General features: G+C 49.1%; 22 protein-coding genes. 17 read left to right on the plus strand and 5 right to left on the minus strand.

Going from position 1 to position 20,895, the window contains the following annotated elements:
• The first annotated feature begins 187 nt into the window (after positions 1-187).
• The 3 genes from SD70_RS37425 (at position 188) to map (ending at position 3,813) form a co-directional block, all read left to right on the plus strand.
• Positions 188-442: a DUF6429 family protein gene (locus tag SD70_RS37425; RefSeq protein ID WP_041045025.1), complete on the plus strand. Its 255-nt coding sequence runs from the start codon at positions 188-190 to the stop codon at positions 440-442.
• Between the two features lie 208 nt (positions 443-650).
• On the plus strand, positions 651-2,813 hold the full coding sequence (locus SD70_RS01700) for a 5'-nucleotidase C-terminal domain-containing protein (protein WP_041045027.1): 2,163 nt from the start codon (positions 651-653) through the stop codon (positions 2,811-2,813).
• Between the two features lie 253 nt (positions 2,814-3,066).
• Complete coding sequence (gene map, locus SD70_RS01705) at positions 3,067-3,813, plus strand: type I methionyl aminopeptidase (RefSeq protein WP_041045029.1); 747 nt, start codon at positions 3,067-3,069, stop codon at positions 3,811-3,813.
• Between the two features lie 80 nt (positions 3,814-3,893).
• Here map and SD70_RS01710 read toward each other — a convergent pair whose 3' ends face one another.
• Positions 3,894-4,532 (minus strand): helix-turn-helix transcriptional regulator, encoded by a 639-nt coding sequence (locus SD70_RS01710; RefSeq protein ID WP_231570981.1) that lies wholly within the window; start codon positions 4,530-4,532, stop codon positions 3,894-3,896.
• 242 nt (positions 4,533-4,774) lie between these two features.
• On the opposite strand from SD70_RS01710, the gene SD70_RS01715 reads away from it, so the two are divergent.
• The 5 genes from SD70_RS01715 (at position 4,775) to SD70_RS01730 (ending at position 8,670) form a co-directional block, all read left to right on the plus strand.
• On the plus strand, positions 4,775-5,149 hold the full coding sequence (locus SD70_RS01715; RefSeq protein ID WP_041045031.1) for a RidA family protein: 375 nt from the start codon (positions 4,775-4,777) through the stop codon (positions 5,147-5,149).
• Between the two features lie 36 nt (positions 5,150-5,185).
• Complete coding sequence (locus tag SD70_RS36690) at positions 5,186-5,476, plus strand: hypothetical protein (RefSeq protein ID WP_197080901.1); 291 nt, start codon at positions 5,186-5,188, stop codon at positions 5,474-5,476.
• Positions 5,446-6,369: a MalY/PatB family protein gene (locus tag SD70_RS01720; RefSeq protein ID WP_197080902.1), complete on the plus strand. Its 924-nt coding sequence runs from the start codon at positions 5,446-5,448 to the stop codon at positions 6,367-6,369. The genes SD70_RS36690 and SD70_RS01720 overlap by 31 nt, the downstream gene beginning before the upstream one ends.
• A 284-nt stretch (positions 6,370-6,653) precedes the next feature.
• On the plus strand, positions 6,654-7,196 hold the full coding sequence (locus SD70_RS01725; RefSeq protein WP_041045033.1) for a redoxin domain-containing protein: 543 nt from the start codon (positions 6,654-6,656) through the stop codon (positions 7,194-7,196).
• 85 nt (positions 7,197-7,281) lie between these two features.
• Complete coding sequence (locus tag SD70_RS01730; RefSeq protein WP_041045035.1) at positions 7,282-8,670, plus strand: APC family permease; 1,389 nt, start codon at positions 7,282-7,284, stop codon at positions 8,668-8,670.
• Positions 8,671-9,230: 560 nt separating this feature from the next.
• Here SD70_RS01730 and SD70_RS01735 read toward each other — a convergent pair.
• The 4 genes from SD70_RS01735 to SD70_RS01750 form a co-directional block, all read right to left on the minus strand.
• Positions 9,231-9,776 (minus strand): NUDIX hydrolase, encoded by a 546-nt coding sequence (locus tag SD70_RS01735; RefSeq protein WP_041045037.1) that lies wholly within the window; start codon positions 9,774-9,776, stop codon positions 9,231-9,233.
• 80 nt (positions 9,777-9,856) lie between these two features.
• Positions 9,857-10,432, minus strand: a complete 576-nt coding sequence (locus SD70_RS01740) for a DUF1697 domain-containing protein (RefSeq protein ID WP_331436707.1) — start codon at positions 10,430-10,432, stop codon at positions 9,857-9,859.
• Positions 10,433-10,499: 67 nt separating this feature from the next.
• Positions 10,500-10,937: a VOC family protein gene (locus SD70_RS01745; RefSeq protein WP_331436708.1), complete on the minus strand. Its 438-nt coding sequence runs from the start codon at positions 10,935-10,937 to the stop codon at positions 10,500-10,502.
• Between the two features lie 372 nt (positions 10,938-11,309).
• On the minus strand, positions 11,310-11,864 hold the full coding sequence (locus tag SD70_RS01750) for a peroxiredoxin family protein (protein WP_052486951.1): 555 nt from the start codon (positions 11,862-11,864) through the stop codon (positions 11,310-11,312).
• A 743-nt stretch (positions 11,865-12,607) separates the two neighbouring features.
• Here SD70_RS01750 and SD70_RS01755 point away from each other — a divergent pair.
• The 9 genes from SD70_RS01755 to SD70_RS01790 all read left to right on the plus strand — a co-directional run bounded on the left by SD70_RS01755 (position 12,608) and on the right by SD70_RS01790 (position 20,873).
• A complete protein-coding gene (locus SD70_RS01755; RefSeq protein ID WP_052486952.1) occupies positions 12,608-14,377 on the plus strand; it encodes a sensor histidine kinase in 1,770 nt (589 codons plus the stop codon).
• Positions 14,378-14,380: 3 nt separating this feature from the next.
• Positions 14,381-15,421, plus strand: a complete 1,041-nt coding sequence (locus SD70_RS01760) for a response regulator (protein WP_041045039.1) — start codon at positions 14,381-14,383, stop codon at positions 15,419-15,421.
• Positions 15,418-15,996, plus strand: a complete 579-nt coding sequence (locus SD70_RS01765; RefSeq protein ID WP_041045041.1) for a helix-turn-helix domain-containing protein — start codon at positions 15,418-15,420, stop codon at positions 15,994-15,996. Before SD70_RS01760 ends, SD70_RS01765 begins: the two co-directional genes overlap by 4 nt.
• A 189-nt stretch (positions 15,997-16,185) precedes the next feature.
• Positions 16,186-17,184, plus strand: coding sequence for a Gfo/Idh/MocA family protein (locus SD70_RS01770; protein ID WP_197080903.1), 999 nt, complete (start codon positions 16,186-16,188; stop codon positions 17,182-17,184).
• Between the two features lie 20 nt (positions 17,185-17,204).
• Positions 17,205-18,533, plus strand: coding sequence for an ABC transporter substrate-binding protein (locus SD70_RS01775; RefSeq protein WP_197080904.1), 1,329 nt, complete (start codon positions 17,205-17,207; stop codon positions 18,531-18,533).
• A 55-nt stretch (positions 18,534-18,588) separates the two neighbouring features.
• Positions 18,589-19,458, plus strand: coding sequence for a carbohydrate ABC transporter permease (locus SD70_RS01780; protein ID WP_041045042.1), 870 nt, complete (start codon positions 18,589-18,591; stop codon positions 19,456-19,458).
• A gap of 18 nt (positions 19,459-19,476) precedes the next feature.
• Positions 19,477-19,995: a carbohydrate ABC transporter permease gene (locus tag SD70_RS36695; RefSeq protein ID WP_197080905.1), complete on the plus strand. Its 519-nt coding sequence runs from the start codon at positions 19,477-19,479 to the stop codon at positions 19,993-19,995.
• The gene (locus tag SD70_RS40130) at positions 19,977-20,300 is read left to right on the plus strand and encodes a carbohydrate ABC transporter permease (protein WP_197080909.1); all 324 of its coding nucleotides are present in this window, start codon (positions 19,977-19,979) and stop codon (positions 20,298-20,300) included. The genes SD70_RS36695 and SD70_RS40130 overlap by 19 nt, the downstream gene beginning before the upstream one ends.
• Before the next feature lie 24 nt (positions 20,301-20,324).
• Positions 20,325-20,873, plus strand: a complete 549-nt coding sequence (locus tag SD70_RS01790) for a GNAT family N-acetyltransferase (protein ID WP_041045044.1) — start codon at positions 20,325-20,327, stop codon at positions 20,871-20,873.
• Positions 20,874-20,895: the final 22 nt, after the last annotated feature.

The following is a 20,895-nucleotide window of genomic DNA, read 5'->3' on the forward strand; positions in this document are numbered from 1 at the left end:
CACTCTTTAGGCAGGTTAGTCATCGCTTTGACGGCGCATAGGGAATTTTCATTGTATAGAATCCACTGCTGGAATAGCGGTATTTCACAAATTGGAAAATGTATTGGATAAAATGCAACGGCTCCTTACCTCTCGTTCAGCATAAAATTTGCTGGCCACCATACACGAAAAGGGTTGACGAAGTCTCATGAGCACGGACGACGATCAGCTGGAGCAGAACATTAAAGAACTAACGCTGCTGCTCTTATACTTGACTTCATGGACGGAGGATGAAGCTTCCGGCAAGCACCTTCGGAGTTGGAAAGGGTACCCCTTTGATGTTTTAAATGAACTTGGGGAGGAAGGCCTTATTTCCGGAAGCACGCGGGCAAAATCGGTTTATTTTACCGACGAGGGGAAAGCGAAGGCAGAACAGTTGGTAAAAAAATATATACGCGGTTAGTGACCCTCATCACTGAACGGCAGACAAGCGCATGCGCAAAAACGGCGCAGGCGGCAGGGTTCGTCCTTGCCGCCTGCGCCGTTTTAAATCGGGGCTTGACAAAATTTTTTTCAGCGGAACCTCATGATGGTATGTACGCCTCTCTATGATCCTAGTATAATTGACTATGGTTCAATTACCAATTCATAGAATTATAGGGAGGCGTACCATGAAAAGTAAAGGATTCAAGAAACAGCTCTCTGTCCTTGCCGCCACCGCCGCGTTGTCCGTGTCGCTGCTCGCGCCGGCCGCTATGGCCGCCGAAGATTACACGACGTACAACGAGCCGGCCGCCGCGCAGCTGACCGACATGCAGCTTGCCGTGGCCAAAGGCGCTATCGACGGCTACCCGAACGATACCGACTACCACGGCTCGCAACCGGCCACGAGAGCCGAACTCGTGACGATGATCTCCCGCGCCGCGAAGCTGAAGCCTGCAGGGCAGGCAGCGCCGTTCTCCGATCTGGCCGGCTGGCAGAAGGCGGCGGTAGCAAGCGCCTATTCGGCAGGCATCGTACAGGGGAACGAAAAAGGGCTGTTCGAGCCTGAACGAGCCGTTACCCGCCAAGAGATGGCGGTCATGGTCGCCTCCGCCTTGAATAAGGGCGCGAAGCCGAAAGTGAACGAAAAGGTGCTGGGCTACTTCAAGGACGCTTCAGACATCGCCGAGTGGGCTCGCCCGTATGTCGCTTATGCGGTGCTCGCCGGCTTGTTTAATCCGAAGCTGGACGGAACGTTCGACCCGAACGGAGCCGTATCGCGCGACGAAGCGGCCAAGGCGCTGAAGGCGGTTTTGTTCGAGCGCATCGACATTCTCACTACCAACGACATTCACGGCCATATCGAAGTCGGCTACGATAAGAAGCGCCAGCAGGAGCAGGGCGGCATCGAGACGCTGGGCGGCATCGTCGACGACTTCCGCGCGGTCAACCCGACGGCGACCGTCGTCGTTGACGGCGGCGACGCTTGGCAAGGAACGCTCATTTCGAATACGACGAACGGCCAGTCCGTCATGGATTCGATGGCGCAAATTCGTTACGATGCGGCGGCGATCGGCAACCATGAATTCGACTTCGGCCGGGACGTGCTCATCAATAACATCAAGAACGCCAAGTTTCCGATACTCGGCGCCAACATTTACGACGAGAAGACGAACAAGCGCGTAGAATGGACGCAGCCTTATACGATCATCGAGCGCGACGGCCTGAAAATCGGCATTATCGGCTTCGCTACCCCGGTGACGAAAACGACGACGAAATCGACGAACATCGAAGGTCTCGACTTCCGCGATCCGGTGCCGCTGGCGAAGGAGCTGTCGGCCGAGCTGCGCAAGCAGGGCTGCGATATCGTCATGGTAACGTCCCATTTGCCTGGCGATCAGAACGCCAAGACGAACGAAATTATGGGCGAGATGGTCGAGCTGGCAAACGGCACCGGCAAAGGAACGCTGGACGCCATCGTCGGCGGCCATTCTCACCGCCGCGTGTCGGGCATCATTAACGGAATCCCGGTGATCGAAGCGCAAAGCTGGCTGTATGCCGTTGGCCACATTCAGCTGTACGTAGACCGCGACAGCAAAAAGGTCGTGTCGTCGAACGCCGGATTGCTGGAGACCTATACGAATTTGACGACGGCGGATCAGGACGTACATAACATTGTCGCCGATTACAAAGCCAAAATTTCGGCCAAAGCGAACGAAGTGGAAGGCGTCGCCGCCGAGAAAATCAGCACCAAATCGTTCCGTTTCGCTGTCAACGGCAACGTGGACCGCGACGGCATGACGCCGATGGGCGCCACGGTAACCGACGCCATGCGTGCAGCCGAGAAGTCCGATATCGCCTTTACAAATCAAGGCGGGCTTCGTTCGGATATCGACGCGGGCAACATGACGTACAGCAACATGTTCGAGGTGCTGCCGTTCGGCAACTACGACCGGACCGGCACGATGACGGCGCAGCAAATCAAAGCCGCGCTCGAGGTTTCGGATCAATACTCCAAGCTGCCGGCGCTGCAGTTCTCCGGCTTGAAGGTGAAGTGGGACGCGACTCGGCCGGCAGGCGACAGATATGTATCGATTACGCTGACCGACGGCACGCCGGTGTACGTTGACGGCAAGTTCAACACGAGCCGCACGTTCTCGGTGACGACGAACGACTTTATGGCCACCGGCCAAGGCGACGGCTTCACCGTGTTCGGCGAAGTAAAAGATTGGAAAGACGGCATGATCATGCTTGACGCATGGGTGAAATACGTGAACGACCAAAAGGCGGCAGGCAAAACGATCTCCGTCCAGGACGACGGACGCGACGTTCGTCTCGACCTTAAGCAATAAGCGGCTGAGCGGCAGCGAAAGCCCGGGGAGCGCATGGCAGTGCGCCTCCCCGGGCTTTTTAGCAGTTTAGTACATCATCCTTCCCAGCGTATGCGCCTTACGGATGTCCGATGGCTGCCCGGCGAGAGGGAGCGCTGCCATTTGTTCGATTTGGTTCTCCTTGCATATGATATGGATAGATGCAGAGTTACGGGCAGATGCTTGATACAGGGCGTTAACGAATACTTATTCGCAAAAAGGGGGAATATTGGCGATGACCGCTAATTCGCAGCAAGACGTTGAAGGGCTTCGCCGGATCGGCGCCGTTGTGGCGCGTACCGTGCAGGAAATGAAAAAGAAGGCGCGCGCCGGCATGACGACGAAGGAGCTGGACGAGATCGGCGGGCGTTATTTGAAGAGCTGCGGGGCGGTATCGGCGCCGAAGGCGGCGTACGGCTTTCCCGGGCATACGTGCATCAGCCTGAACCGGGATATTGCGCACGGCATACCGGGCAGCGTCAAAATCCGGCCGGGAGACTTGATCAACATCGACGTCTCCGCCGAAATGGACGGCTATTACGCCGACACCGGGCACTCGTTCCAGCTGCCGCCGCATACCCCGGCTTTGACCAGGTTGTGCCGGTATACGTACACGACAATGATGAAGGTTATCTCGCAGCTGCGGGCCGATGTGCGAGTAAATGAAATCGGCCGGCTGATTCAGGCAGAGGCGCAGCGGGGCGGCTATCGGGTTATCCGCAACTTGTGCAGCCACGGCGTCGGCAAAGCGCTGCATGAGGAGCCGAAGGAAATTTTGCCGTTTTACAGCAAAGACGATAAACGCGTGCTGCACGAAGGTCTCGTCATTACGGTCGAGCCCTTTCTCTCGACGGGCGCAAGCTACGCGGTGCAGCAGCCGGACGGGTGGACGATGCGGCTGCCCGACCGCAGCTTCGCCGCGCAGCATGAGCATACGATCATCATCACGAAGGGGCGGCCGATTGTCGTCACGAGGCTTTGAGCGGGGGGCTTCTAGTTTAAAGGAACATAAAAAAACGAAAACGCCGCGCACCGAAAGATCGGGTGCGCGGCGTTTTAACATTATTTCAATTTTTGCAAATAGCGATAGATGGTTGCTTCCGACGTTTTCAAATGCTTGGCGACCTCGCTTACGGCACCTTTCAACAAGAAAGTTCCCTTCTGGTTCAGTTCGGAAACCACTTCGATTTTCTCCTCCTGTGTCATGCGTTCAGGTTCAACGGACTTGCTGTTCAGAATGGATTGGATGGATGTCAGCGTTAAATCCTCGATAGACGAGCTTAAATTTTCAGAGATGGTTTGATCGGACGCTTCGAAGTCCTGGATGTTCATGAATTCGGCCAAAGAGTCCATGAACTTCAACACATTCGTCATATCGGAATTGATGCATAGCATCCCGACGATTTGCCCGTCTTCATTACGGATGAAGTACGTGGACGAGCGCAGCCGCTTGCCGTTTTTGGAGTAGCCGCTGTAATTGTAAACGAATTCTTTCTTTTGCATTTCCTTGTCATTCAAGATTTTCAGCACCAGATCTGTTGCGGGATCGCCGACTTTCCTGCCGCTTATATGGTTATTCTTTATGGCTACGATGGAGTGATCGAGATTTTCAAGGTCGTGCAAGACGATTTCATGACTCGGCCCAAGAACCATGGCTAGAAAATCAACGAATAACTTGTGTCGATCGAAAAACCCTTTCAAGAAGAAAACCTCCTTTAAACCAATTTTCCGTAAATTCCATAAGCATTGATGACATAAGAACAAACTATCACAATAATAAATTTTTTTCTACTTTGAAGAAATAAAGCGTTTACAAAAAGAATAGAATAAATTAAAATCATGGTAATAATAAATTATCATAACGCAGATTATGTCGCAACATGTTAAAAAGTTATTACGGATTCAACTGGAAATCCTAAATTAATTGCAGAGGAGCTAAAGGTATGAAACAAATCGTGCTGACAGACAAGGCACCTAAAGTGATAGGGCCTTATTCCCAAGCGGTCGGTGCAGGAGGTTTCCTGTTTATTTCCGGTCAATTGCCTATCGATCCGGGAAGCGGTAAGCTGCAGGCCGGCATCAGCGAACAGACGAGACAATCGCTCGATAATATCCAGTCGATTCTTCAAGAAAACAACATGCAGATGAGCGATATCGTCAAGACCGTCATTTACATCAAGGATATGAATGATTTTCAAGCCGTTAATGCCGTATATGAGCAGTATTTCATAAACAATTACCCGGCTCGGGCTTGCGTGGAAGTGGCGAGACTTCCGATGGATGCGCTTGTAGAAATTGAGGCTATTGCCCACAAATAAAGTATGGATTATAAGAAACGGAGGATGAGATAGCCGATGCAGTACAACTTTGACGAAATCGTTGATCGAACCGGCACAAACGCCGCAAAATGGGAGCCGGAAGTATTAAAGAAACTGATCGGCGCGGAACCCGAAGCAGACTTTATTCCGATGTGGGTGGCGGACATGGACTTCAGAAGCCCGCGGCCGGTTGTGGATGCTTTGCTCAACCGGGCGGAGCATGGCATTTTCGGCTACAGCATGCCGCTTGACCCTTATTTTGACGCCTTAAAGTGGTGGATGAAAACAAGGCATCAATGGGAAATCCGGCAGGATGGGTCACGCTGACGCCTGGCATCGTTCCTGCACTTGGCTTTCTGGTTCGCGCGTTGTCTGAGGAAGGCGACCATGTCATCATTCAGCAGCCGGTATATTATCCGTTCAAAAACGTAACGGAAAAGAATAACCGTGTCGTAATCAATAACGGATTGCGATTTGAGGACGGGGAATACCGGTTCGATCTGGATGATTTCGAACAAAAGGCGAAGGACCCAAAAACCAAGCTGTTTATTTTGTGCAATCCCCACAATCCCATTGGACGTGTATGGCGTGAGGATGAGCTTCGTGCGCTTGGCGAAATATGTAATCGTCACGGCGTTATCGTCATATCGGACGAAATTCACCAGGATTTCATGCTGAATGACAGCAGCCATTTCACGTATGCAAGGTTAGGCGAAGCGTTCGCCAATAACGCCGTCATCTGTACGGCGCCTAGCAAAACGTTCAATTTAGCAGGATTATCCACATCCAATATCATAATGCCGAATCCGGAAATCAAGAAAAAGTTGGATGAAGAGCTCCAGAAATCGGCCATCGGCATGGCCAACGTGTTCGGGATCGTAGCCTTGACGGCTGCTTATTCCGAAGGAGGAGCCGAATGGCTTGACCAATTGCTCTCGTATTTAAAAGGGAATCTCTCCTTCATGGAGTCGTTTGTACGCGAGAGAATGCCGAACGTTAAGCTGATCAAACCCGAAGCGACTTATTTGGCCTGGTTGGATTTTAGAGAAGCTGCGGCCAGCCAAGAAGAGCTGGTTCAGAAGATGAAGGAAGCGAACGTCGTGCTTGACGAGGGCACCTGGTTCGGGGATGAGGGAAAAGGGTTCATGCGCATTAACTTTGCTACGCCAAGAGCCGTATTGAAGACGGCCTTAGAACGAATTGCCCATGTCCTATCCTAAATAAACATTGGCGAGCTTCGTTCGTCAACCTGCTCAAGCCCATTTTTGACAGAATAGAAATTACACCGGAGCGCATGACGCAGGAAGAAAAAATCGAGGTTGTCAGCGATTGGCGGGAATTGGAAGGCTATTATACAGCTTGAGCCATTCGCCAATAGGTTTCTTAATCCTTTTGGCCGGATTGCACTAGACCGACAAGCCTCCCAATATAGCGGAAAGGCGGAAGTCTCACTTAAAAGCGTGTTTAAAGCTAGTCCAATTTTATAAAAGGGAAGGTGCGAGCAATGAAATTATCCGTAGGAGCCAAGGCGCACGATTTTGATTATTCAACTGCTTGGAGTTCTGGTCTACGATTTTATGATCAATTGGAAGGGCGTCAAAATATTTTACTTTTCCTCAGATATTATGGATGCACCGTTTGTCAACTGCAAATCGCCAAGCTGATTGAAGGCTATGGCCAATTCATCGAGAATAACGTCAAGGTGTTCGTCGTATTGCAAAGTCCCCCGGAAACGATTCGGGAGCAGGTCAACCAGGAGGATATCCCCTTTACGATCATTTGCGATCCCCTTCAAAGCCTATATAGGTTATATGATGTAGGCGCTGCCGGATCCAAGGAGGAATTGGGCTCGCCGGCGCTTATGGAGAAGCTCGAAGAGATTCGGATCAGAGGCATCCAGCATGGGAAATACGAAGGAAATGAGATGCAGCTCCCGGCTGCCTTTATTATAAACGAAGGGGGCGTGATCCAATATGTCCATTACGGCACCGATGCGGGCGATGTTCCGAGTGTTGAACAATTGATTGCTCTGACGCGGCAAATCTGACAGTAGGTACACATCATCTACCGGAAATACAAATCAAATTGAAAACGCTTACAATATCGACTACTCTTTTTGGGGAGGAAAGAAAATGAATGCGGAATTTCAGTTGAAGAAAGAACTTAGTTTAAGGCACGTTGTTTTCATGGCTATCGGACAAATTATCGGTGCGGGAGTGATGTCCCTTACAGGTATCGCCATTGCGCTGACGGGAACCGGCGTCACCCCTGCATTCGTCCTCTCTGCAATCTTAACGCTGATCACCACTTTGCCGACGGCCATTATGGGTGCTGCCATCCCGTCAACGGGAGGGGCCTATAAATACACCAGCAGGCTGCTGTCTCCGAGGCTAGGATTTTTCTTTTTGCTTATATTTTTAATTGCTAATTTGACTCTTGCGACTTACGCCATTTCTTTCGCCAAGTACTTCCAAGCCCTAGTCCCTGCAGTTAATTTCACATTAATTGCAATTCTGATACTTACCCTTTGCTACGTTGTAAATTTGTTCGGTGTTCGTTTTGCGGCTTCCGCGGAAGGTGTGCTCGTCGTTGTGAAGCTTATTGCCGTTGCTGTCTTCATCGTATGGGGTGTACCTAAGATTCACTGGGATGCTCTCGCTGTGTCGCAAATGTTTCCAAGCGGACTGGGGGGCTTTTTAACGGCTACGGGACTTGTCTCCTTTGCAACCGGAGGGGCGAGTATCGTTGCCGAGTTGGGGGGCGAGATGAAAAACCCCAAGAGGGATATTCCGTTAACTATCATTATCACTACAGCCGGAGTCGCCGTAATATATGCTTTTATGGCCGCCGTTGCGTCCGGCGTACTGCCGATAGCGCAGGTTGCGGGGAAGCATCTGACCGATGTTGCGAAAGAAATACTTCCATACCCGTTATTTCTGTTCTTTATTATCGGCGGTTCCATGTTTGCCATTACTTCGACGCTAAATTCTACCTTATCTTGGGTTACGAAGGGCTTTCTGATTGCTTGCGACGATGGCTGGCTGCCAAAAGGTCTTGGAGCTGTAAATAAAAAATTCGGTACCCCTCACTGGCTTCTTTCTATCTTCTATCTTGTCGGATTAATTCCCTTGGTCACTGGCGTATCGCTTGAATCCGTGACGGAAATGGGACTTGGATTGTACCTGATAAACAGTGTCCTGCCTGTCCTGGCAGCAACACAATTGCCGAAAAAATACCCTGAGCTTTATGAAAAATCTATGCTCCGCATGAAGCCGCGCAATCTCTACTTTTTAGTAGGCATAAGTGTGGTATTACAGATTTTTCAAGGGGTTTTGCTGTTGAAGAACATACCGGCAACCGGGCTTTATTTATCGGCAGCATTCATAGTTTTAGCGGCCTTGTATGTTTGGATCGTTGGCGGAACGCCAAGGATCAAAAACCGCAAACTGTCAGGTTTTGCCGACGACACGGCAATTCAGGATTATTCAGTGATTGACCGCAATATCGGAATCAGTCGATAGGTGCGATTCGGCAGCAGGCGGACTGGGAAGATTCACCCGATGGGCGGTTGCAGGCTCCGGAACGTAAGTGGTTCGCCGCCACGATCAGTATAAGTAAGGAGAACGATTATTTGAGGAGTCGGCGCCATTGCTGCTCCTTTTTTTGTTGAAGAAGTATCGGGCAACTTACATACCATACTATTCATGGAAAATCGGAGTTAGAATTGTGACCGAATGGCAGGGTAATGTTGAAATTGCGATTACCTATCGCGTTGCTCTGTTCTAAGCAGTCACGGGGGGCGCTAATGGACCAAATTTTCGCAAAACGCTCCACAACAGCGTCAGCAGATTCCTTGATTAGAGAACCTGGCAGCTATCAGCCAGATTGCGTCAGATTCCATATTTTGTCTCGGTCGTCCATCATTGCCCAGACAAAAAGAAAAACCGCCTCCAAATGGCGGTTACCCTTGGCATGATCGGTTCCTAAAGAATCAGTCCCCCTCACCTGTACCGCATCAAGACCAAGGACCATTGCCCGTGGACGATGGCACAGCCGGAACCTCACCCGTCCAGTCCAGCCCTTATTTTACCGCATGGCTGAACTCGAAACTTTTCACGTACTCCTCCATTTTCACGCTATCTTCAGTCGCCGCATCGATTGCTTCCGACGAGACAGCGGCCAATTTTCCATCGAGGTATGTACAGTGATGATGATAGGGCGACGGTTCAAACAAGTATTTCATGATGGCGGGAATGCTCGCAGCAATCCCGCGATTGTCCGGATGCAAAATCCATTCCATCGCCTTCCAGTCCAAAATGCCTTCGGCCGTTTTCACGGGAGTGCGATACTCGGCATCTTCCGAAACGCCGGCTACATACAGATACATTCCCCCGAAACGGTGGCGGTCCACCGTCCATGACACGAGCCCTTTATACTCCAAACGATACTCGGATTCCGACAGGCCAGTCTCCTCGCCGATTTCGCGGATCATGGATGGCCTTGGCGACTCGTGCTTTTCGAGTTTGCCGCCGACGCCGTTCCAGCATCCCATCCAGCTTGGAAACTCACGGTTGAGCAGCAGGAAGCTGTTCCCTTGTCGAATGAAGCAAATGTTATATGCGATCATGTGTCCTCCCCAATCGGCCCGTTAGAACCCGACGTTGCGCCCCCGTTTACCTTGTAAAAGGCTGCCTCGCGGCACACTGCCTACACACCGGCCTCGATCGTATTCGCCAAAGCGACGAGCTTGTTTACCGTATTCCAGTTGCGCACCGTCGCCGGGACGCCCAGCTTGTGAATGTTGGCGGCAAGCTTGGAATTGCGTATGCTGCTACGGAATAAAAGGAACACGTCGCGGCCGGCAATCCGAAATTCATCGTTGTCACTTTGATAGGCAGTCAGCCGCTCAACTCCTTCCGGCGCAGGCTGCTCAGGCAAAAAGGCGACATGCAAGCACTCTCCAACGCACGTTGCTTCCGCCGCGGCGATTTCCTCTGCCGAGAACGGGCAGTTCGCGGCAACGGTTTCGAGCTCATTAGCCGTTCTCAAAACGACAGTGACTTTCAATCCGAAAGCCGCTTCGATTCCTTGCTCGATCCGCGTGCGCAGCGCAGCTTCCTCTTCCTCCGATACGAACAAAACATTGCCGCTCTGTATGTACGTTTGCACACTCCTCAAACCCATACCTTCAAACGAGCGCTTCAATTCGGCCATCTTGATCATATTTTTGCCGCCTACGTTAATACCACGTAACAGCGCGATATAGACCGGCATCGATCCCATTCCTCTCTTTCCTGATGTGAAGTTCATAAAGCGCGGCAAAACGCCCCGGCGGCCCCGCGCGCCGCAGCTACACCGCAACCTCGCTCATGATCGCCAGCACGTTGCCTTCCGTATCGCGGCAAAAAGCCATCCACACTTCGGTCGCGCCAAGCTTGCCGACAGCGTGCGGCGCGCCGAGAAACTCGACGTTCCGGCTGCGCAGCAGCTCATAGGCTGCGTGAATATCCGGCACATCGTAATACAAAACCGAGCCCGGATGATCGAATTCCGGACTTTCGGCGACGGAGAACAGGAGACGCAGGCCATCCAGCTCGAAAATCGCCATGTTTCCGGTTTGGAACAGCAGCTTCAGCTCCAGTACGTCGCGGTAAAAGACGACGGCGCGGGCGACGTCTTTGACGGGGACGGACACTTGGCCGAGCTTGCGAATGGAGAGCGCTGACGATTGCGGCATAACGAACGACACCTCGATTTGGTAAAATAGAAGCTTGGAATGCTTGAACATTGCTTGGGCAATTCTTCCTCCAGTGTAGCACGTCCGAAATGAACCGCAACATATCCCCGTGAAAAAAGGCAAGAGACCCGCGAAACCGCGGCAGATCTCTTACCTTTTTTGCTGCAATATGAGCTGCGCCTATACTTAGGCTGATTCCCCTACTGGGCGCTGGAGGGGTAACGGCGAGCAGGATGCAGGGTGTCGCATAGCCAGCCTAACGCCGAGGCGTTAAACAGGAGGAGTAACGGCGAACAATATGCAGGGCGTTGCATAGCTGGCTTAACGCCGGTAAACGCGCGCGTCCAAATGGACGGCATGCATTGCTCCGATGCGGCAACGCGTTTTCGGCAAATCGCAAGCGGCTGCCGCTGCCGCGTGGCGTCATTCGCCCGCTGCGAAACGGTCGATCGTCTCAAGCGGCAGATGGTCGGTGATAAGGCGGCCATAATGCGCGATTCGCACGATCCCCTGCCCATCAATCAAAAATTCGGCGGGAATGCGGTGGAAGTTCGAGCCTTCCTCGGGCGTCAGCGCGAAGCCGGCGGCAGCGGCCTGTGCGGCTAACGTATGGGTAGCCGGATCTGAGATCGTCGCTTGCGACTTCTCTTCGGACGTCTCTACGCCGTACAGATCGTACAAAACCGCCCTCGGATCGGCGATAAGCGGGAACGGGGCGTTTTGGCTGCCAACATAGGATCGCATGCTGGCTTCAGGCGATTCGAAGACGGCAACGACGTCCATTCCAAGACGCTGCCAGTCCGGATTACGGCCGATAAAATGATGCACCCGCAAATTGCATAACGCGCAGGCGGAATTGCGGAAAAAAGCGAGCAGCACTTTGCGGCCGCGAAAATCATCAAGCGATACGGCATTGCCGTACAGATCCAATGTGCGGAATGCGGGGGCGGTCATCCCCGGTTGAAGCAGGCGAGTCATAGCGGTCCTCCTGTTTGAGATAAATGTCTTGCTTCTCTACCTTACCAGGAGGTGAGCCGACGTTCCGTGACCAAGTCACCAACCGCGCTGGGGCAGTTCGCTCGGCGAGGCGGCTAAGTTCTCAACAAGACGATCTCGTCGATCTTGTCACGCTAAGCTGATGCCAATCCGTCTGTCTCGCCGATCTTGTCATGATTAGCCTACCGATTAGAAGATGCGTATCTGGGACATTTTGGACGGCCGGGGGTTTCTTTTCAAGAAATTCTTTGAAAACCCGATGGCGCCCTATGGCGTTAGTCAGCCCATCAATGGTCGGTCCATTTAGAAGAGATGCCCGTGTATGAAAAGCTATTATGGGACTCAAGTGATCGAAAAAAACTCTACCTTCTATCATCTCAGAGCCGGCAGCAGAGGACACATACTTTACGTGTGAATTCGGTCGCGGATATTCCCCGCCAACGAGTATGTACCGCTGGTGCGTTGACAGGTTAAAAGTGAAAATAGGAGAGAAGCTCTTCAAAAACTGATCCCTTCGGGAGAGACCATATCCCAGATTTTGGGCTCGCATGAGAGCGAGTCCTCTTCTAGGGCACTTACGATCCGGAAGGAATTGGGGATGACCACTTCGGGCAGCACATTGTTAAGAATGTGGTAACTGCTACCCCGATCAAGACTGGTAGCTTTGAATGCATGAATATTTATGCTTTAATATGGCTAAAAGTGAAGGAGGTAAGGCGCGTATCATGAACTCACATTCGGTTGAACTCGCTTCCAAGCGAGCCTCCATCAAAAACAAAATCTTCTTTTCGATTCTCGTGTTTCTCATCATCCCGTTTCTCTTGAGTTTCTATATATTCGACAAGCCTTTAGAACACGCCATTGAAAGAAGAATCGGCAGTTCGACCCAAGAAGCTTTGGTTTTGGCAGGAATGAATATGGAAACGATTCTTGAGGATATGTTCAAATCGACCATCGACATCTCCGCCAATCCCGATATTGCACGACTGCTGAAAAATCCGGGTACTTTTAGCGAATACGAGAGCCAGCAAGTAAAGGCTCGATTAATGGGAACGCGCTATAACTATACCGCCTTTGAGGCGATTATGGATTTTCACGGATTTCTGTTTACTTCTCGTTATACGGAAAACGATATGGTCAAGGAGATTCAGGCTTCCGATTGGTACAAAGAATTGATGATTCATCCCAACAAAAGCATATGGGTGTTCGACAAAACCAATTATACGTTTGCCTATAAACAGCCCATTATTTCATTGGCTAAAACCATTATGGACGTGCAAACCGGCCGGCACCTCGGTCTCATCCTCTTCAGTGCGGCAGAAGAAGATTTCGGGAAAAATTTGTCCAAGCTGGAAGGTGACGTATACCTGGTCGATTCGACAGGTACCGTGATTTCCAGCCCGGATAAATCGAAATTAGGCCAAATAAAGTCAGAAGAATTGGAGGCGGTTCGCGCGGCGCAAAAGCCAAGCGGCCAGCTCGTGGTCAATCAAGCGGGCAAATCGTATATCATCAACTACTATACATTAAGTCAGACGGGATGGGTCATTCTTCAGTTCAATCCCTACAATAAGGTTTTCAAGGAAATTCTCGACATCCGCAAAGGCAATATCATTACCGCGGCAGTCATATTCGCCATTTTTATCGTCATCTCTCTGTTCATTTCCTACAGTATATCCAAACCGTTGGTCCTGTTAGGAAAAAAAATGCGGGAAGCGGAAAATAAGCAGTTCAACAACGAGCTTTCCATGACCGGACCTAGAGAAATCTCTGTTTTGATTGCCAGTTATAACCAGATGCTCGGTCAAATCAAAGAGTTGTTGAAGCGTGTTAAGGAAGAGTATCGGCAAAAGGAAAACATGCGATTTCGAGCGCTGCAAGCGCAAATCAAGCCTCATTTTATTCTAAACGTATTGAACAATATCAAATGGATGGCATATATCCGAAACGATCACGAAGTAGGCCAAATGCTTTCGCGTTTGGCGGGCATTATCGAAGGCAGCATTGGAAAAAAAGGAAGCTTCGTTACACTTCGACAGGAAATCGCTTACGTGGAAGATTACGTAGCATTGATGAAGATGAAATATAACGAAAAAGTAACGATAGAGTATGACATCCCGGACGACCTCATGGATGCTGAGGTCATCAAATTCATGCTTCAGCCTATTATCGAAAATAGTATTCGCCATGGCATCGAGCCTTTACAAGGCAAAGGATATATCCGGATTCAGGCCAAGTGCGTTCAAGGCGAATTACGCATCATCGTTACGGATAACGGGATGGGCATTCAGGAGGTTAAGCTGGATCAAATTCGCCGCTGGCTGTCTGAAGAATCCGACCAGGAAAAGGCGGAAAGTATCGGAGTCAAGAATGTGCATGATCGTATCCGGTTTCAATATGGCAAGCAATATGGAATCACATTGGACAGTGTCCCAGGGCAAGGAGCAACGGTGGAATACATTTTGCCGAGAAAAATGGTTGCAGTAGGAGGATAAGCGATGCTTAAAGTTATGCTTGTCGAGGATGAAATTATTGTGCGGTTGGGAATAAGGTCTGTAATACCGTGGGAACAGCACGGCTTCCAATATGTTGGAGATGCATCGGATGGACGGGAAGCTTTGGCGGTAATCGAACGTGAGAACCCCGATATCGTGTTGACAGATATCATCATGCCCAATATGGATGGGCTAGAATTAATCGAAGCCGTCAAATGCAAATTTCCTAATATTCATATCATCGTCTTAAGCAGCCATGACGAATATGATTATGTTCGCAGGGCCATGAAGCTCGGTGCGGATGATTATATGCTGAAAGCTTCCCTCGAACCGCAGCAGTTGCTTCAAATTTTATCGGAAATCGCATTTCGCATTGCGGAAGAGCGTAAGAGTGGAGATTCCGGCCCACAGGTTGCAGCCGGCGATTCTGCAGGACAAAGCTTTGCCCGTATCGTTCGGAAGCTACTTGGTAACGAAACGGGAACGGACGCCGGCCTCTCTCGCGATGAGGAGAATATGGCGAAAGAAATTTTGCATGCATACAACTACTTGATGACCGTGCGTCTGCATGCTTATGGGCAGCATCATAAGCCAGCATCGGGGGATGTCACGCTGTTGCATCTCCTTGACATGCATTTGCAAAAATGGACGAACGGTCTGTACGTAACTATGCATGAACGTGAATGGCTGCTGCTCCTGCCCTTTGACGTACCGAAAAACAGCGAAATACTGTTGTCGATCGGTCAAGACTTAATCACTGCTGCCAAACGGGTCATAGATGCATCGATAAGCATTGGGGTCAGTCTCAATTTTACAGCGATTTCTGAACTAAGAACGATTTATCGGCAGACAAGAACTGCGTTGCAGCAATATTTTATCCATGGTACGGAGCAGACTTATCTGTCATTGCCGCAGAACGTCACACGGCAAGATCATGGGTTCACCCTGCTTTCCGGCGAAGAGGAGAAAAAGCTGATGCGCGAGCTTGAGCGAGTGGATGAAGCTGCAATACAGGAAGCCGTCATGGCCGTTTTGAGCGCATGAAACTAATTGTGTTTCCGATTGAGCATTACATTCAGGTTTGTCTTCAAATGCTGCACTGTTTCCTCACGGCAGCCCATTTTCTGGACAACGATGCTCTTTTGCAGAAAATGGGGGACGCCTCCCCTCTTTACTATCAGGTTATCCGCTTTGAAACATGGGAAGAGTCGCGGGAATGGTTCCTGCAACTGATTGAAGGTTATTGCTCCGCGGTGCGCGAGGCAACTAAAGGCAGCGGGCGGGAGGATATCAGTTATCTTATCGACTACATAAAGGAAAATTACCAATCCAATTTGTCGCTAAAGCAGGCAGCCAAGATGTTGAATATCAGTGAGGGGTATTTAAGTTACTTATTCAAAAAAGTTACCGGAACGGGTTTTATTGAATACGTCAATCGTATTCGAATTGATAAAGCCGAAGTGCTGCTGCGTCAGTCCAATTTACCCGGTTATGCCATAGCTGAGCGAGTAGGATATGAGAATGTCAACTATTTCGGCAGAATTTTTAAAAAAATAACCGGATTGAATCCTAAAGAGTATAGAGCTCATCACGCTGCAAGATTGCCTCGTAAAGATTGAACGTGCGAGGGAAATTCTAAAATTCGTGAAGGGAATACTGAAAAAAGTGAATGTAAGCGGATTCATTCATACAATTTGTGAAACATTCCGTTAGATATGTTCATTCCGACGAAATTCCTTAACCGGGTACAATTCAAATGTAACCAATTTTCAAACACTTACATTTGGAGAAGAGAGAGGTTGAGGGGCTTGGATACGTTGAAAGTCGCAGTTCTCGGATTAGGAGTCATGGGGCAAACCCACGCACGGATTTATAAGGAAATGCCAAACGCCGAATTGGTAGCGGTGTATGACATTGCTCAAGAGCATGCGTCCAGGATTGCGGAAAGTTACAATGTTACGGCAGCGGAAAGTCTGGAAGAGCTATTTGCCGTGCCGGGGCTTGATGCAGTCAGCATCTGCACGTCAGACGATCAACACAAGACGCTTGCCCTTCTTGCCTGCAAATACGGGAAACATGTTCTGATCGAAAAGCCGCTTGCCGATGACCTGGCCGAAGCAGAAGACATCATGAATGCGGTCAATGAATCGGGAATCAAGATGATGGTAGGACATACCCTTCGCTGGGATCCCCGCTATTATCAAGCATGGAGAGCAGTTCAAGAAGGGAAAATCGGCAAACCGCTTCACTTCCATGCGCGTAGAAACAATTCCTATCAAAATGGCTTGAGATTGAAGGGCAGAACCTCAGTCATCATGTTCTTGGCGGTTCACGATATTGATGTGTTGGAATGGATTCTGAACGATAAAATCGTGGAAGTATATGCAATAGAAGTCAGAGAGCGTTTACAGCAATTTAATGTGGCAGATGCCGTTGTCTGCACCTTCAAATTTGCATCGGGCGCCGTCGGAACCTACGAGACGAGCTGGGTACTCCCCGACCATTACTCCGAAATCGATGCCAAACTGGATTTGATAGGTACTCAAGGCGTCGTGAACATCAATATTTTTAGTCAAAACGTTGTCGTTCATACCGATAAGCATTTCACCTATCCGGATACCGCATACGGCGTAGATTTATACGGAAAGAACACGGGAATTATGAAGGAAGAGCTTAGCACCTTCGTTTCGGCCGTTCAGGAAAACGCTTCATTTCCGATCTCCGTTGAAGAAGCTTACCGCGCCGTTCACATCGCGAATTGCATCGAAGAATCGATTAAACTCGGTCGTCCCGTTCAAACAGTTTAATTAAAGGGGGGTTGTTAATAATGGTCAGAACCTTTAAAAAAGCGAGTGTATATACCTTTGTTGCTTCAATGCTCTTGGTATCCGCATGTTCCAACAACAGCCAGTCGGACAATGCCAAAAGCGGCCAGGAAAACGCAAAATACAAGGGCCAGGAGATAACAGCCCTTCTGGAGCAGCATCCAACCAGCAACGCCCTGCAAAAAATGTTGCCGGAGTTTGAAAAGGAAACAGGGATCAAAGTGAATTTGGAAATCATCCCGGAAGGCGACATTCCACCGAAAGCATTATTGGATTTTAGCTCCAAAACGGGAAGATACGATATCGTAATGGCCGACTGGATTTTTGGACAAGGCTTCCAGAACGGCGATTATATTGAACCGCTAAACCATTACATCGATAACCCTTCTTTAAACAAAAATTATAACGGCGACGATTTCCTGAAAAGCTACCGCGAGATGATGAAGAAAGATGGCAAGTATTACGGTCTTCCGGTTTATGGCGAAAGCACGTTTTTCATGTACCGAAAAGACCTCTTCGAAAAATACGGTATTCAAGTACCTAAAACCTTCGACGATTTAATGAACGCGGCAAAAACGATCCACGATAAAACAAATGGGGACATTGCCGGAATCACGCTCAGAGGTCAACAAGGGATCGAAGCTGTTTATATATGGGCGGGTATACTTGGCGGTTTCGGCGCAAAATGGCTTGACGATAAAGGTAAGTCGGCAATCGCTTCCCCTGAATCCATTGCCGCAACAAAGTTTTACAGCGATCTGCTGAGAAAATATGGTCCGACAGGCGTAGCGAATTTTGGCTGGCAAGAGAACAGGCTCCTTTTCCAGCAAGGAAAAGCGGCTATGACCATTGATGCGACTGTGAACGGCGCGTTTAACGAAGATCCGAAGGAGTCCTCTATTGTAGGAAAAGTAGGGTATGCCCCGGTTCCCGTTCAATCCCAGTCTTTAAAAGGCAAAAGCTCTTCTCTTGATTCTCACGGATTCTATCTATCCAAAGAAAGCAAACACAAAGAAGCTGCATGGCTATTTATGTCTTGGGCAACAAACAAAGAGCAGCAATTAAAGTCCTTGAAGCTGGAGCCCAACTGCGGGATTACTTCGATCACAGCGATTAATAGCCCCGAATTTAGTCAAAAGTTCGGCACATTCAAGGATGTTATGTTGGAAGCGATTAATAACGGCAACCCCGATTACTTGCCGTTAGTGCCTAATATCAATGAAGTTATAAACAACACCGGTATCGCCATTTCCAAAAGCTTGCTGGGAGCAAGCACACCGGAACTGGCGCTCAAAGAAGCGAACGACAAAAATAATGATTTATTGAAGTGAATTTCTATAAGGGCCGGATGAAATTCATTTGGCCCTCTTCTTATGGAGGAATTCTATGGATAAAAATCTTAGAGTAAAACAATGGATATGGATTGGCCCCCCCCTTATCATGGTTTCCCTTCTTACGCTCGTTGTTTTGAGCTACGCTGTTTATTTGGGAGTTCATGACGTCAATTTGTTAAAAAAGAATTTTTCCTATACCGGCTTCGGTAATTTCGTAAAAATATGGCATGACGCTCGGGCGTGGTCTTCGGTATGGAAAACAGTAAAATTTGTCTTCATTGGAACTTTGTTAGAAGCCATTTTGGGCTTGGCTCTGGCTTTATATCTTCACAAAGACTTTAAATTAAGAAAAATAACAAGAAGTTTGCTGTTGATTCCCATGATTATGACTCCGGTCGTTTCCGCACTGATTTGGCGTATTTTTTACGACCCTTATTCCGGGATCATCAATTATTTGCTCGGAATCATCGGTTTAGGCGGCAAGCACGACTGGCTTGGCAATCCCGATATGGCTCTTTACTCATTAATCATAACGGATATTTGGCAATGGACGCCGTTTGTTTTTCTCATCTTGGCTTCAGGACTCGATTCTCTGCCCGCAGAACCTTATGAAGCCGCGAAAGTAGATGGCGCCTCGCGTTTCAATACCTTTTGGCATATCACCCTGCCGCTGTTAAAACCGGTTATCTTGATTGCGGTGATGCTGAGGGTCATCGACAGCATCAAAACGTTCGATCTGATTTATGTCATGACTCGAGGCGGCCCAGCCCTGAAAACGGAAACGTTAAATATGTACACGTATGTTCAAGGGATGAACAATTTCAATATCAGCTACGCGAGCGCTCTTAGTATCTCCATCACCATCGTGCTGACGATATTATTCGTTTATTTTTACAAGAACGTGATTGCTCAAAAAAATTAATGCTAAGGAGGTGCTGACTTGCGTCTTTCCGTACGTTTGCATACAACATTATTTTATGCCGTTCTATGCCTCATTATCTTATTCTTTGTTAGTCCGGTTATTTGGCTGGTGCTGACCTCCGTTAAAAACTATATTGACGCATTTTCCATGCCTCCGGTGTTCTTCTTCAAACCGACTTTCGATAATTATATCAATGTTCTCTCACGCTCCAACTTCTTGTTGGCGCTGTGGAACAGCATCTTTATATCGTTTTCGGCTTCGGCTCTCTCCATTTTGCTAGGGGCGTCGTTAGCTTACGGACTGGCTTTTCTCAATGTGAAGAGCAGGGTCAAAATCATTACGTTTATTTTAAGCGTTAGCGTGGCTCCGCCGATCATGCTGTTGCTGCCGTTCTATTACCTGGGGTCGCAGTTGCATCTCATTAACACGTACGGATTGCTCATCGGAGTCTACTTATTGCTTAATTTGCCTTTCTCTATTTTAATGCTGCTCACTTTTTTCGAAGAGTCCCGAAAGAGATTCGTGAATCCGCTTTAGTAGAAGGCTGCTCGGAATTCTCCGCATTTTTCCGAATCGTTCTCCCTATTACCCGCGGAGGAATCGCCGCCACGTTTATTCTCTCCATATTGGGGATCTGGAACGAGTTTTTAATCGGATTGATCTTAAGCGGGAAAAGCACGCAAACCTTGCCGGTTACCATTACTTCCTTCATTACGTTCCAGGGAACCGAATGGGGCCCGCTAACAGCGGCAGGAACCTTTATCATGATTCCTATGCTGATATTCGGATTATTGGTGCAAAAACACCTGGTTAAAGGGATGACGCTCGGGGCAGTGAAATAATCTTATGTTTTGGAGATGAGAGAGATGAAAAGAATTCCATTGACAATGATACGAACGAATCTTGCCGACATTCCGCAATACTCCTTCCCTGAGCATTACAGCATCAGAACGTTTAAGGCCGGGGAAGAGGGCATTTGGGCAGAGACTGAAGTCAGCGTGGATGAGTTTAAAGACAAGACAGCTGCGCTGAATCATTTTGCCAAAGAATTTGGCCCTCATTTGGACGAGATGTCGTTGCGCTGCCTATTTGCAGAGAACGAACAGGGTGAAGTCATCGGAACGACAACCGCATGGTACGGCGAATTTCAAGAGAATGAAACTTGGGGAAGAATCCATTGGGTAGCCATTAAACCGGAGCACCAAGGAAAAAAGCTGGCAAAACCGTTGTTGAGCGCCGCGCTGAATATTTTGTCCAGAAGTCACGAGAAAGCATATCTAACCACACAAACGACGAGTTATCAGGCCATTAATATGTATTTGAATTACGGCTTTGAACCGTTTATCAAGGAGCCGCAATGTGTTGAGGGTTGGAAGCTGCTGGAGAATGTATTAAACCGGAAAATTTTAAAATAGCACGGATAAAAGACATAGTAAA

Source organism: Gordoniibacillus kamchatkensis, from assembly GCF_000829455.1.
Lineage (GTDB): Bacteria > Bacillota > Bacilli > Paenibacillales > NBRC-103111 > Gordoniibacillus > Gordoniibacillus kamchatkensis.